The following is a 12,794-nucleotide window of genomic DNA, read 5'->3' as shown; positions in this document are numbered from 1 at the left end:
CGGGTCACCTGCCCCACCCGTCAGCGGTGACCGTTGACCGCCACGGCCCTGGACAGCCGGTCGCCGTAGAACGCGGGCTCCGCACCCGGTCGCCAGGGCAGCGCGGCGACCAGCACGATCAGGGCGAGCGCGAGCGAGTTCTCCATCAGCGCGCCGAACAGACCGTCCTGGTAGTGCGACATCTCCGGCAGTTGGTGTTCGTACGGCCAGATCGGCGAGATCAGGAAGAGCAGGTAGAGCCCGATCGCGGCGACGCCGTGGCGCAGCCCGGTCAGCGTCGGGTACCAGATCGGCGGGCGGAGCCCGTTGACCCCGGGGAGCCCGCCGAAGACCGGCCCCTGACCGGTGCGCTGCGGTGTCCCCCGGCTCGCCTCGCGGCGACGCACAGCGGCGTCGGCCAGCACGATGATCGCCGGGATCACCCAGACCAGGTGGTGCGTCCAGGAGATCGGGCTGATCACGTTCGCGGTGAGACCGACCAGCGTGAAGGCGGTCAGCTCGTCACCGTCGGCGCGGGAACTCGCGGCCCGGGACAGGCCCAGCGCCAGGACCAGCACCGAGAAGGCGAGCCACAACAGCCCCGGAGTCTCGATCGAGTCGTACAGCCGGGCGAGCAGACCGGCGAGGGACTGGTTGGGCGTCATGTCCGCCGCGCCGACCCGTTCGGTCTGCCACAGCACGCTGCCGAAGTAGGTCCGTGACTCGTCGCCGACGATCGCGAAGGTCCCCAGCGTCACGCCGATCGTGGTGCCGATGGCGGTGGCCGCCACCCGCCACTGACGGGTGATCAGCAGGTAGGCGATGAACAGCGCCGGGGTGAGCTTGACAGCCGTGGCGAGGCCGATCCCGGCCCCGGCCCAGGCCCCGCCGTAGACGAAGCGCAGCAGCGGGCCGTCGGTGGCGGCGTAGTGGGTGCCCCGGCGGGACCGCCAGCGAAGGCCGATCAGGTCAGCCATGATCAGGGCGAACAGCAGGATGTTGACCTGGCCGTACCCGAGCGTCTCCCGGCCCGGCTCGATGGCGACCGCGAGCGGCACCGCCACGGCCACCGTGAACCACAGTGGCCACCCCAGCCGGTCCACGATGGGTCGGAGCAGCCCGGCCAGCACCAGCGCCAACGCGGCGATGCTGGCGGCGGCGTTGACCAGGCCGGCCGCGTCGATCGGCAGCTGCGCCATCGGCAACATGACCAGCCCGGCGAAGGGTGGGTAGGTGAACCCGAGCGTGGTTTCGGGCGCGATGAACTCGTAGAGCTCGTGACCGCTCGCCCACCACACCACGGCACCGTGGTAGATCTTCATGTCGAAGAAGTTGTACGGTCGCCCGAAAGCGCCGATGGCGAGCCATGCGGCATAGGCGACGGCGGCCACGATGGCACCCCGTACGACGTTCCTACGATCGATCCCGCGCGTCACGCGGTCGATCCCGCGCGTCACCCGTTGGATTGGGGCGAGGCGGTCCGCCCGTCTACCGACATCCGTCGGCATGGCGTGGCCACCCCCGTACCAAGGTTGTCCTATCCGTCCAGGTCCTGCACGGAGCCTAGAACGGCGCCTCACGTCAGTGCCTCCCGCGTTATGCGACCGTGTCCGATCCCACACATGTTTTTGACATTTCCACCGCGTTAACGCCTACCGGGTGGTTCAGGTAATTCGTGCCCTTAGCGGGGGGTGGGGGTGAGACCGAGACGGATCGACGCAGGTCAGCCGGGGAGCCGACGTGCGGTGGAGGCGGAGCGGACGGCGATTCGGGCCTCGCGTCGGGCGGTCCGGACGGCGCGTTGCACGGAACGTCGAGAGTGGCCGATGCGATGGCCCGTCCGCCACCGCAGCCCCGGCTTGCCGCCGGTGTCCGCCGCGGCGAGCAGCAGACCGCCGAGGAGCCCGATGTTCTTCAGGACGTGGATCTGGTTGTTGTTCTTGGCGATCGGGTCGTCGTTCTTCCAGAAGGGATGCCCGGCGACGGTCACCGGCACCAGCGTGCCGGCGAGGACCAGCGCCGCGGGTCGGCTGAACCGGCCGGTGGCCAGCATCAACCCGGCGCTGACCTGCACGGCGGCGTTGAGTCGGATCAACGTCTCGGTCTCGGTGGGGAAGCTCGGGTGCGCCTTCTTCAGCATCGGTGCGACCTTGTCGGTCACGGGTTTGGCGGCGGCCGACAGCCGGCCGGGAGCACGGAAGTTGCGATACCCGCTGACCACGAAGATGCCGCTCAGCATGGCGCGGGCGAGGGAGCGTACGGGCGTCATGGATCAGTCATACCCCGTCGCGGCGTTTGCTACCCGGGCAACCGCAGGATCGGATTGGTGTTCGTGCACGTACGCCACGCCGAATCGAGCGACAGTCACGGATGGACGGGCACCGACGGGTAACGTCGCGCGGGTGACCACGCTGCGGCTACGCCCCGAGGACCCGGCCGACGCCGGCTCGGTGCGCCGCGTGCTGGCCGCGGCCTTCGCCCGCCCGGACGTGACGACGCCGCCGGAGGTCAGCCTGGTGGACGAGCTGCGCGACACCCCCGCCTGGTTGCCGGAGCTGGCCATGGTCGCCGAGTACGGCGGTGAGGTGGTCGGTTACGCGCTGCTCACCCGGGTGCGTCTGCGGCCGGAGCGAGGCGCCGACGTGCCCGTGCTGGCGCTCGGCCCGGTGGCGGTCGCGCCGCACCGGCAACGTGTCGGGCACGGCACAGCGGTCGTGCAGGCCGCACTGGACGCGTCCACCGAGTTGGGTGAGCGACTCGTCGTCGTCCTCGGCGCGCCGGCCTTCTACCGCCGGTTCGGGTTCGGCCCGGCGAGTGAGCTGGGCCTGACCGGTCCGTGGGCGGGCCTCGGTGAGCCGTGGCAGGCGTTGGTGCTGCCGCCGTCCACCAGCGAGGAAGGCCCTCCGCCGCGCGGCGAGGTGCTCTTTCCGGCGCCCTGGTCGAAGGTCTGACCGGGCCGACGCGTCAGGCCGGCTGCGTCCGCAGGTACCGGCCGAAGTGCGGGACCGTGAAGGCGACGGTGCCCCGCTCACCGGAGTAAATCAACCCCTTCTTGATCAGCGCGTCCCGGGCCGGGGAGAGGCTGGCCGGCTTGCGGCCGAGGGCTCGGGCGATCTCCGCGGTGGGCACCGCGGCGTCCATGTCGTCGCGGACCACCGCGCCGGGCTCGCCCTCCACCGCGGACAACGTGGCCATCGCCCGCATGTACTCACGTTCGGCGGGAGTGGCCCGTTCGAACCGGGACCCGAAGAACCCGACCGCCAGCTCAGCTTCCGCCTCGGGTGCGGCGACCCGCACGTCGGCGGCCGTGATCGGCGAGCGCGGCGCGTTGTCCCAGGTCGCCTTGCCGTACGCCTGGACGAAGTAGGGGTAGCCGCCGGACTTCTCGTAGAGCAGGTCGAGGGCCTTCTGCTCGTACTCGACCTCCTCGCGCTCGGCGGGCGCGCAGAGCGCCTGGTCGGCGGCGATCCGGTCGAGCCGGTCGATGCGCTGGTAGCGGAACAACCGTTCGGAGTACGACTTGGCGGCGCTGAGCACTGCCGGCAGGTGCGGAAGGCCGGCACCGACGACGATCAGCGGTGCGCCGAGCTGGGACAGCTCGTGGCAGGCGGCGCAGAGAGCCGACACGTCCTCCGGGCCGAGATCCTGCATCTCGTCGATGAAGATGGCGATACCGGTGCCCACGTCGCTGGCCACCGCCGCAGCGTCGCTGAACAGCTCGACCAGGTCGATCTCGATGTCGCCGGAGTCGGCCCGACCGCTGGCGGCCGGCACGTCGATTCCGGGCTGCCACCGGTCGCGCAGCTTGGTGGCGGCGCCGGCCCGGCCGGTCGGGGTGGACCGCTGGGCGAACGCCTTGAGGACGCCGAGGAACGCGTCGATCCGGTCCGGTGCGCGGTGGCGGGGGGCCAACTCGCGCACCGCCATGTGCAGCGCGGCGGCGACCGGTCGGCGCAATGACTGGTCCGGTCGAGCTTCGATCTTGCCGCTGCCCCAGAGCCGGTTGATCGCCTGGGACCGGAGGGTGTTGAGCAGGACCGTCTTGCCGACGCCGCGTAGCCCGGTGAGCATCAGGCTGCGCTCGGGTCGGCCGCGGGCGATGCGCTCCAGCACGATGTCGAAGACGTCCAGCTCCCGCCCCCGCCCGGCGAGTTCGGGCGGGCGCTGGCCGGCGCCCGGCGCGTACGGGTTGCGGACCGGATCCACGCATCGCAGATTATCGGGCCATCTAGCTGCGGGGCTAGACATGGATAGATGCGGCTACCGGCGTGTCGGAACCGTCGACAACAAACTAGGGCTGTCTAGCGTGGACGCTAGACAGCCCTAGTTTTGCCAATCGGCGGACCGGCCGCCCAGCTCGGAGCTACCGCTTCTTCAGACAGAGCACGTAGTCGAACAGGTCGACCGAGTTGTCGTGCACGTAGTTCGCTGTCGCCTGAGGCGCGAGCACCTCACACCGGTCGCCGTCGGTGGTCGCCGGAATGCGCAGCAGCACCTGATACGTGTTCGGGCCGCACGGCACCTTGCGGAGCTCCGCGTCGTCCTCGCTGCCGTCGTTCACCACGCAGTCGCCCCGCGCGAACTCCTCGTCCGGAGACGGCGCGGCTGACGGCGGCGCGTCGCTGGGCAGGGCGGGTGGCACGACCGGAGCGCTCGTCGACGGGGTACGCGCCGCATCGCTGCCAGCGTCGGCCACCTTCCAGACCGCCCAACCGGCCAGGCCGAGGCACGGACAGAGCACCAGCAGCACCACCGCCGCGATGATGAGGGCGACGTTGCGGCCGGTCTTCGTCGGCGCGGCGGGCGGCATCCCGTAGCCGCCGGGCGGCTGCTGACCCCACGGGGCGGGTGGCTGACCCGGTATCGGACCGGCCGGCTGACCGGGCGTCGGGCCGGCCGGCGGGAACGGGCCCGGCGGAGGGTACGGCCCGGGCGGCGGGTAACCCGGGCCCGAGGTCGGCGGTGGCGCCCACATCGGAGTGGTCGGCGGCTCCGGATTGTCGGACTGCGGCCCCGGGTTGGTGGGCGGCGGCGCCCACATGGGTGCCGTCGGTGGCTCCGCGTCGGCCGGCGGCGGACCCCACTGCTGCCGGGTCGGGTCGTCGGAGGCCGGCGGGGTGCTCCACTGCTGCCGGGTCGGATCGTCGGAGGCCGGCGGGGTGCTCCACTGCGGCACGGTCGGGTCGACCGGTGGTGAGCTGTCAGGCCCGCTGGGCGGGCGCTGGTACGGGTCGTCCGGCTGATCGGAACCCGCAGGTCCGTAGGTCGTCATGTCATCCCCGGGGGTGGGTGGTCTCAGCGTTGCTTGAGGCAGAGGACGAAGTCGAGAGTGTCCAGCTCACTGTCGAAGAAATACCAGTTGGTGTAACCCTTCACCTTGTCGCACTTGGTCTCGGCGTCCCGCTCGCCGCTGGTCGGGCCGTCGATCCGGCTCAGCACCTCGTACGACTTGGCGGTGCAACCGCTGATCAGCAGCTTGGGTTTGCCGCCGGCGGCGCCGTCGTTGCGGACGCACTGGCCGACCTTGGCGAACCGGGGATCGGCCGACGACTCCGGCGCCGCCGCGCTCGGCGCGGGCTCGACCGCGTCCGCGCTGGGCTCACCGGCAACCGCCGCCGGACTGCTCGGCGCCGCCGCCGGCGCCGGGTCGCTCTGCCCATCGCGGAACCAGAACACACCGGCGACGGCCAGCACCACGAGGACGACGGCCAGCACCGCGATCAGCGGCCCCCGGCCGCGCCGGCCCGGTGCCGGATCCTCGCCGTACGGGTCGTCGGGCCGGTACGGCGGCTGCTCGCCGTAGGTCGGTGTCGGCTGGTACGAGCCGCCGTAGGGCGCGCCGGGCGCTGCACCGTACTGCGTTCCCGGACCGCCTCCGTAGGTCGGCTCGCCGTATGACCCGGGCCCCTGCGGGCCGGGCGGATACGACGAGACCGCCGGCGGGTAGGACTCGGGCGTCGGTGGGTACGACTCGGGCCTGGGCGGGTACTGCCGCTGCACCGGATGACCTGGTGTCTCATCGGGTCGCTGGCCACGCCACGGCCCCGGGTGGCCGCCTCCCGGTTGTCCGTAGTTCGTCATGCCGCCCTCCTGCACGAGTGGTGAGAGGCCGGCCACCAAAGCGCGACGCGGACTCCGAGGTCACCGTAGCGTGGTCCACTGATGAGCTCACCTCCACCGAGCGCCACGGCCCTCGCCGGCCGTCGCGTCAGCACCACACCGGCACTGATCTGGACCGCGTTGATCGTGGTCTACCTGCTCTGGGGGTCGACCTATCTGGCCATCCGGATCACCGTGGAGACGCTGCCCCCGCTGCTGTCGGCCGCCCTCCGGTTCGCGGTGGCCGGCCTGATCCTGGCGGTGGTGCTTCGGTTGCGCCGGGGCCCCGGCGCGCTGCGGGTGGACCGACGGCAACTCGGCTCCGTCGCGTTGGTCGGGGTGCTCCTGCTCGCCGGTGGCAACGGCCTGGTGGTGCTCGCCGAATCGGGGCCGCCCGGCGTCGCGGTGCCGTCCGGGATCGCCGCGCTGCTGGTGGCCACGGTGCCGCTGCTGGTGGTGCTGTTGCGCTCGGCCACCGGGGACCGGCCGCCGCTCTGGACGTTCGCCGGGGTCACTGTGGGCTTCGTCGGCCTGATCCTGTTGGTGCTGCCCGGCGGTGGTTCGGGCGCGGTGCCGCTGGCCGGGGCGTTGACTGTGGTGGCGGCGACCGCCTCCTGGTCGGTCGGGTCGTTCCTGTCCGGACGGATCCGGATGCCCGCCGACCCCTTCGTGGCCACCGTGTACGAGATGGTGGCTGGCTCGCTGGTGCTGGCGGTCGTCGCCGCCGGTCGGGGCGAACTGGCCGACTTCCACCCGGCGGCGGTCAGCACCCGGTCCTGGTTGGCGCTGGGCTACCTCATGGTGGCTGGTTCACTGGTGGCCTTCACCGCGTACGTCTGGCTGCTGCACAACGCGCCGATCTCGCTGGTGTCGACGTACGCCTACGTGAACCCGGCGGTCGCGGTGGTGCTCGGCGCGCTGCTGGTGGCCGAGCCGGTCACCCCGCAGGTGCTGCTCGGCGGTGCCGTCATCGTGGCCGGGGTCGCGGTGGTGGTGGTCACCGAACGGCCGCGTCGGTCCGGCACGGGATCACGATCGGGGGCCACGCCGGTGCGCGAGCGTCGGTAACGTCCGGGCCATGTCGGCCGCCGCGCTGGTGTCGATCGCTCTGCTCGGCACATTGGTCGGCCTCGTCGTACCCCTGATGTCGCGGCGCTTCGCCACGGCGGACGCCGGGTCGTGGGCGTTTGCACCGCCGCAGCCGTTCCGGCGGCCCTGGGTCGCGCCGATGGTGGCGGCCAGCGTCTTCGTCGGCCTTGCCGGCGCGGCTGCCGACGACCCGGCGTTACCGGTCTTCCTCGCGGTCGGGGCGGTCGGTCTGGTGCTCGCGCGGGTCGACCTGGCCTGCCTGCGGCTGCCCGACCCGCTGGTCCTCGTTGCCGGGTTGCTGGCCCTCGGGGGTCTGACAGTTGCGGCGGTGCTGTCCGACGCTCCCGGCCGGCTGCTCGGCGTGCTGGGCGGCGCGGCGGTCGCGGGGACGGCGCACGTGCTGCTGGCAGTGCTGCCCGGGTCCCGACTGGGTTTCGGCGACGTGAAACTCGCCACCGTCCTCGGCCTGCCGCTCGGCTGGCTGGGGCGGGACGCCCTGCTGGCCGGGATTCTGCTGCCGCACGTCCTGCAGGGCGTCCTGGTCCTCGGCCTGCTGGCCGCCCGAAAGGTGCACCGGGACACCGCGCTACCCCTCGGCCCAGCCCTGCTGACCGGCGCCTGGCTCGCCGCTCTCCTCACCTGACCCCCACCCCGCGCCGCAAGCCCCGCGCCGCAAGCCCCGCGCCGCAAGCCCCGCGCCGCAAGCCCCGCGCCGCAAGCCCCGCGCCGCAAGCCCCGCGCCGCAAGGCCCTCGTCGATCTTGCGGTTTCGGTGCCGGCACACGGTGCATCTCCACGCAGAAGGGCAACAGAAAGCGCACGATCGGCGCAGCTAAGGGGCGAGGGCGGGCGGGGGCCGGGGGGCGGGGGTTAGATCAGGCGGAGTTGGCGGTCCTTTGGGCGGCGGGGTTCTTCTTCGCCGAAGCGTTCGAAGAGGCCCGGGTCGATGCTGGAGAGGAACGGCGAGGGGGCGCAGTCGCGCTCCGCGCCGTGGCGGGTGCGGCGGGCCGCGTGACTGACGTACAGCCGGTCCTGGGCCCGGGTCAGGCCGACGAAGAAGAGCCGGCGCTCCTCGGCGACGGCGTCGTCGTCCGGTGTCGAGCCCGGCCAGCGCAGCGGCAGCAGCCCGTCCTCGACGCCGACCAGGAAGACCACCGGGAACTCCAGGCCCTTCGCGGCGTGCAGGGTGAGCAGCGTGACCGCCTCGGCGCGCGGGTCCAGCGCGTCCACCTCCGCGCCGGTCGCCAACTGCGACAGGAAGGTCGCCAGGTCGTCGCCGCAGCGCCGGGCCAACGGGGTCAGCAGGTCCACCGCCGAGCGGACGTCCTCGGGGCGGACGGTGCTGCCCGCGCCGTCCAGGGTGGGCACGGCGAACCGCTCCGCGACCACCTGACCGGCCAGCCGCACCCGGGCGGCCAGCGAGCCGGCCAGACCGTCGGCGTGCCGGAGCTCCCGGGCGATGGCGGCAACCCCGGGCCGATCCCGCAGCCGGTCGTGGGAACGCTTCTGCACGGGGATGTTGGCCCGGGTCAGGGCGTCCACGATCGGGGCGGCCTGCGCGTCGGTGCGGTACAGCACGGCGATGTCGGAGAACGACAGCGAGGTGGACCGGCCGTCGATGCGACCCGAGTCCAGCGAGCGGTGCGACAGCCCGCCGACCAGGTCGTCGACGGTACGCACCACGAAGTCGGCCTCCTCGACCACGGACGCCGCCGGGTAGCGCCCGACCAGCGGGGCCTCCGGGTCGAGCCGGGCCGGGTCCAGTCGTCGACCCCGCACCAGCGAGGACGGTGCGATGGCCTGCACCGCGGCGGCCAGGATCGGCGCCGACGAGCGGTAGTTGCGGTTGAGCCGCACCAGTCGGGCGTCGGTGAAGTCCTCGGAGAAGCGCAGGAAGTAGCCGACGTCGGCACCCCGGAACGAGTAGATCGCCTGGTCCGGGTCGCCGATCGCGCAGAGGTTGCCGTCGGTGGGGCTGAGCAGCCGCAGCAGCTCGTACTGCACCTCGTCGACGTCCTGGTACTCGTCGACGAAGATCCACCGCCAGCGGTCCCGGTACCGCTCGACCAGCTTCCGGTCGGCCCGCAGCAACTCCACCGGCAGGGTCACCAGCTCGTCCAGGTCCACCAGGTCCTGCTTACGCAGCAGGGACGTGTAGGTGGCGCTGTCGTCGCCGGCCTCGGTGCGGGCCGCCGCCCGCTCGGCGTCGTCGGCGATCCGGAAGTCGGCCGGCAGGCCCGCAGCGGCGGTGTTCTCCCGCAGGATCAGCAGCCCCAGCGCGTGGAACGTGCCCACTGTGACGTCCTCGGCGACCGGGCCGAGCAGGCCGTCGAGGCGGTGCCGCAACTCCTCGGCGGCCCGGCGGGTGAACGTGATCGCGAGGCAGTGCTCGGGGAAGACGTTCAGCTCCGCGCAGAGGTACGCGATCCGGTGGGTCAGTGTCCTGGTCTTGCCGGTGCCCGGACCGGCCACGATGAGCAGCGGGCCACCAGGTGCCGACGCGGCCACCCGCTGCATGGCGTCCAGCCGGTCCAGCAGGCCGGTACCGACCTCCTCCATGCCGGCGAGCATCGGCTCGAACGGTTCGTGCGGAGACGGCGGCGACGCGATCGGCGGCGCGGGCGTCGGGGCCGGCTTCCGCTTCGGCTCCGACTTCGCCGCCGCCGGGCGCTTTGCCGCGACCCGGGGCGCCGGCTCCGTGGGCCGTCGCTGCGCCGGCACCGGTACGTCGAACAGGGTCTCCTGCGCGCCCAGCTCGGCCGGGTCGAAGAGCGTGATCACGCCGTACTCGCCGTCGTAGCCGGGCACCCGCCGGACGTCGCCGCGCCGCAGCCGCCCGATGCCCTCCGCGAGCAGTTCACCGCCGGCCTGCTCGATGTCGGCCAACGGCGTCGTGGTCAGGATCTCCAGCTCGGGGCCGAGTGCGGCGAGCAACTCGTTGAACCGCCCCTCGACCTTCTTCGACCGGGCACCCACCTTGTTGATCTCGCCGAGGATCTCGGCCAGCGGCACCAGGTGAGTGACGTCCCGGGCGTGTGCCGGCCGGTGCCCGGCCGGACGGTCGGCCAGCTCCTCGACCCGGCTGAGGACACCCACGGTGAGCGGTTTGCCGCACTCGGGGCAGCGGCCGCCGGCGGTCCGGGTGCGCTCCGGAGACCAGTTCACCCCACACAGCCGGTGCCCGTCCGCGTGGTACTTGCCCTCCTCCGGGAAGAACTCGACAGTGCCGGCCAGGCCGTCACCGGTACGCAGCGCCTCCCGAACGGCGAAGTAGTCCCGTTCCGCGGTCAGCACTGTCGCCTCCCGGCCGAGAGCCGGTGGCGAGTGCGCGTCCGAGTTGGACACCAACTGGTAGCCGTCCAGGCTGCCGACGCGCCAGTTCATCGCGGGGTCGGAGGAGAGCCCGGTCTCCACGGCGAAGATGTGTTCGGCCAGGTCGGCGTAGCAGTCCGCGATCGCGTCGAAGCCGGACTTCGAGCCCAACGCGGAGAACCACGGCGTCCAGATGTGCGCGGGCACCAGGTAACCGTCGGGGCTGGCCTCAAGCGTGATCTCCAGCAGGTCGCGGGAGTCCAGTCCGAGGATCGGCCGGCCGTCGGAGCCGAGGTTGCCGATCCGGCCGAGGGCGGTGTTGAACCGGGCCACCGCGTCCAGATCCGGCAGGTAGATCAGGTGGTGCACCTTGCGGGTCCGGTCGTCCCGCTTGTAGATGGTGGAGATCTCCACGCTCAGCATGAACCGGACCGGGTCCGCCTCCGCCGTCGAGGCGAGTCGGGGTGGCAGTCGGCGGGCGATGTCCCGTTCCGCTTCCGGGTCGAGTCGGTAGAGCCCCGGCTCGGCCGGGCGCAGCGTCTCCCGCAGGTGGTCGTACCAGGCGGGGTGGGTGAAGTCGCCGGTGCCGAGCAGGCCAATGCCCTTACGCCGGGCCCACCACGCGAGGTTCGGCGTGGTGAGATCACGGCTGCACGCGCGCGAGTACTTCGAGTGGATGTGCAGGTCCGCGACGAATGGCGGTAGGCCACCGGGGGGTACGGCGCTGAACGGGGGCACGCCGCATCCTGTCACGCCCGCCGCGCCGGCCACCCGCCGCCACGCGCGGACGTGACCTCCGCTATGCCGAGCGCAGCTCGACCAGACTGATTTGCGGCTCCGCGCCGACCCGGACCGGCGGACCCCAGAAACCGGCGCCGTTGGTCACGTAGACCTTGGTGCCGTCCACCTCACCGAGCCCGCTGACCACCGGCTGCTCCAGCCGGACGGCCAGGTTGAACGGCACCATCTGCCCGCCGTGGGTGTGCCCGGACAGTTGCAGGTCGACGCCGTAGCGGGCCGCCTCCTTGGCCGCCACAGGCTGGTGCGCGAGCAGGACGACGGGCCGGCTCGGGTCGCGGTCACCGAGGGCGGCGGCGAAGTCCGGACCGGCCGCGAGGCCGGTGCCCGCCCCGCTGAGGTCGTTCACGCCAGCCAGGTCGAGCACCCCACCCCGGGCCTGGATCTCCTGCCGCCGGTTCTGCAGCACCCGCAGACCGAGCCGGTCGACCTCCTGGACCCACTCCTCGACGCCGGAGTAGTACTCATGGTTGCCGGTGACGAAGTAGCTGCCGTAGCGGGAGCGCAGGTCGCGCAGCGGCGCGGCGGCCGAGCCGAGTTCGGCGACGGAGCCGTCCACCAGGTCACCGACGACGGCGACGATGTCCGCGTCGAGCCGGTTGATCGCGGCGACGATCCGCTCGGTGTGTGCCCGGCCGCGCAGCGGGCCGAGGTGGATGTCGGAGACGGTGGCGATGCGCAGACCGTCCATGCTGCGGGGGAGCTTGGCGAGCGGGATCCGCACCCGGTCCAGCTGCGGCGGGCCGAGGGCGGTGCGGACGCCGTACCCCGTGATGCCGGTGGCGGTGAGGCCGGCGAAGATGGCCGCCCCACGGGCCAGCAGCAACCGACGGGACGGGTCGTGGTCCGGTGCCGCGACAGCGCCGGCGGCCGGCGGGTCGGTCGGCCCGGCGGCACCGACCAGTACCGGTTCGGGCGCGGCGGTGGTCGGCTCCGCGGCAACCACCCGGCGGCGCAGCACCAGCCGGGCGACGAGCATCGGCACTTCCAGCACGACAAGCACGACAAGCAGGTAGAACATCAGCGCGAGCCACAGGTAGCCCGGCCAGGCGAGCCAGTAGAGCCCGGCCTGCGTCCCGGCGAGGGTGACCGGCACCAGCACGGCCAGCACCACGGCGGTGATCGCGCCGACCCGTCGCCAGCGACCCGGTGTGGTGGTGTCCCGAACCAGCCGCTTCCACAGGTAGAGGTGGATGAGACCGGTGACCAGCGCCAGGACAGCCACGAACCCCAGAACCGCCATCATGTGCGTGCGCCTCCCTCAGCCGCCCGCGAACGGGGGCAGGACATCGATCGTGGCCCCGGCCGGTAGGGGTGCCTGACGATCATGACAGGTGACGCCGTTCACGAGGAAACTCGCCACCCGCAGCACCCCGGCGAGACGGTCGCCGTGGCGCTGGGACAGCTCGGCCGTGAGGTCGTCGAGTGACCGCCCACCGGGGACGGCCTCCTCGGCGCGGCCGGCGGCGGCGCGGGCGCCAGCGAAGTAGCGGACGGTCAGCGGTGTCCCCGGCATGC

General features: G+C 72.5%; 10 protein-coding genes and 1 pseudogene. 3 read left to right on the top strand and 8 right to left on the bottom strand.

Features of this window, described 5'->3' with window-relative positions; genetic code table 11:
• Positions 1-20 precede the first annotated feature (20 nt).
• Together KBX26_RS14145 and KBX26_RS14140 are read right to left on the bottom strand one after the other, a co-directional pair.
• Positions 21-1,487, bottom strand: a complete 1,467-nt coding sequence (locus KBX26_RS14145; protein ID WP_030331776.1) for a glycosyltransferase 87 family protein — start codon at positions 1,485-1,487, stop codon at positions 21-23.
• 215 nt (positions 1,488-1,702) lie between these two features.
• The gene (locus KBX26_RS14140) at positions 1,703-2,248 is read right to left on the bottom strand and encodes a DoxX family protein (protein ID WP_030331775.1); all 546 of its coding nucleotides are present in this window, start codon (positions 2,246-2,248) and stop codon (positions 1,703-1,705) included.
• A 133-nt stretch (positions 2,249-2,381) separates the two neighbouring features.
• Here KBX26_RS14140 and KBX26_RS14135 point away from each other — a divergent pair, with 133 nt between their 5' ends.
• On the top strand, positions 2,382-2,930 hold the full coding sequence (locus KBX26_RS14135; RefSeq protein WP_030331773.1) for a GNAT family N-acetyltransferase: 549 nt from the start codon (positions 2,382-2,384) through the stop codon (positions 2,928-2,930).
• A gap of 13 nt (positions 2,931-2,943) precedes the next feature.
• Here KBX26_RS14135 and KBX26_RS14130 read toward each other — a convergent pair whose 3' ends face one another.
• The 3 genes and pseudogenes from KBX26_RS14130 to KBX26_RS32335 form a co-directional block, all read right to left on the bottom strand.
• Complete coding sequence (locus KBX26_RS14130; protein ID WP_030331772.1) at positions 2,944-4,185, bottom strand: ATP-binding protein; 1,242 nt, start codon at positions 4,183-4,185, stop codon at positions 2,944-2,946.
• Between the two features lie 157 nt (positions 4,186-4,342).
• Complete coding sequence (locus KBX26_RS32990; RefSeq protein ID WP_051708488.1) at positions 4,343-4,789, bottom strand: hypothetical protein; 447 nt, start codon at positions 4,787-4,789, stop codon at positions 4,343-4,345.
• Positions 4,790-5,274: 485 nt separating this feature from the next.
• Positions 5,275-5,769: pseudogene (locus KBX26_RS32335) on the bottom strand (hypothetical protein); the annotation flags it as partial.
• Positions 5,770-6,141: 372 nt separating this feature from the next.
• On the opposite strand from KBX26_RS32335, the gene KBX26_RS14115 reads away from it, so the two are divergent.
• A complete protein-coding gene (locus KBX26_RS14115) occupies positions 6,142-7,146 on the top strand; it encodes an EamA family transporter (RefSeq protein ID WP_210865595.1) in 1,005 nt (334 codons plus the stop codon).
• A 10-nt stretch (positions 7,147-7,156) separates the two neighbouring features.
• Positions 7,157-7,810 carry a prepilin peptidase gene (locus KBX26_RS14110; RefSeq protein WP_210865594.1) on the top strand — a complete coding sequence of 218 codons (654 nt, stop codon included), beginning with the start codon at positions 7,157-7,159 and terminating at the stop codon, positions 7,808-7,810.
• A gap of 226 nt (positions 7,811-8,036) precedes the next feature.
• On the opposite strand, the gene KBX26_RS14105 is transcribed toward KBX26_RS14110, so the two are convergent.
• From KBX26_RS14105 to KBX26_RS14095, 3 genes are all read right to left on the bottom strand, one after another.
• A complete protein-coding gene (locus KBX26_RS14105) occupies positions 8,037-11,216 on the bottom strand; it encodes a UvrD-helicase domain-containing protein (RefSeq protein WP_210865593.1) in 3,180 nt (1,059 codons plus the stop codon).
• Between the two features lie 61 nt (positions 11,217-11,277).
• Positions 11,278-12,522, bottom strand: a complete 1,245-nt coding sequence (locus KBX26_RS14100; protein ID WP_210865592.1) for a metallophosphoesterase — start codon at positions 12,520-12,522, stop codon at positions 11,278-11,280.
• 15 nt (positions 12,523-12,537) lie between these two features.
• Positions 12,538-12,792, bottom strand: a complete 255-nt coding sequence (locus tag KBX26_RS14095; RefSeq protein ID WP_030331758.1) for a MoaD/ThiS family protein — start codon at positions 12,790-12,792, stop codon at positions 12,538-12,540.
• Positions 12,793-12,794 lie beyond the last annotated feature (2 nt).

Origin of the sequence: Micromonospora sp. C97, from assembly GCF_018070385.1 — a bacterium.
In the GTDB taxonomy this organism is placed as follows: Bacteria; Actinomycetota; Actinomycetes; order Mycobacteriales; family Micromonosporaceae; genus Micromonospora; species Micromonospora parva.
The sequence above is the reverse complement of the archived record's forward strand: the minus strand, read 5'-3'. Positions and strand labels throughout refer to the sequence as shown.

What these genes read in the sequence shown, in the direction of transcription:
- KBX26_RS14100 (WP_210865592.1), bottom strand. Translation starts at nt 12,522, where the DNA reads ATGATGGCGGTTCTGGGGTTCGTGGCTGTCCTGGCGCTGGTCACCGGT.
- KBX26_RS14145 (WP_030331776.1), bottom strand. Translation starts at nt 1,487, where the DNA reads ATGCCGACGGATGTCGGTAGACGGGCGGACCGCCTCGCCCCAATCCAA.
- KBX26_RS14140 (WP_030331775.1), bottom strand. Translation starts at nt 2,248, where the DNA reads ATGACGCCCGTACGCTCCCTCGCCCGCGCCATGCTGAGCGGCATCTTC.
- KBX26_RS14095 (WP_030331758.1), bottom strand. Translation starts at nt 12,792, where the DNA reads ATGCCGGGGACACCGCTGACCGTCCGCTACTTCGCTGGCGCCCGCGCC.
- KBX26_RS14110 (WP_210865594.1), top strand. Translation starts at nt 7,157, where the DNA reads ATGTCGGCCGCCGCGCTGGTGTCGATCGCTCTGCTCGGCACATTGGTC.
- KBX26_RS14115 (WP_210865595.1), top strand. Translation starts at nt 6,142, where the DNA reads ATGAGCTCACCTCCACCGAGCGCCACGGCCCTCGCCGGCCGTCGCGTC.
- KBX26_RS32990 (WP_051708488.1), bottom strand. Translation starts at nt 4,789, where the DNA reads ATGCCGCCCGCCGCGCCGACGAAGACCGGCCGCAACGTCGCCCTCATC.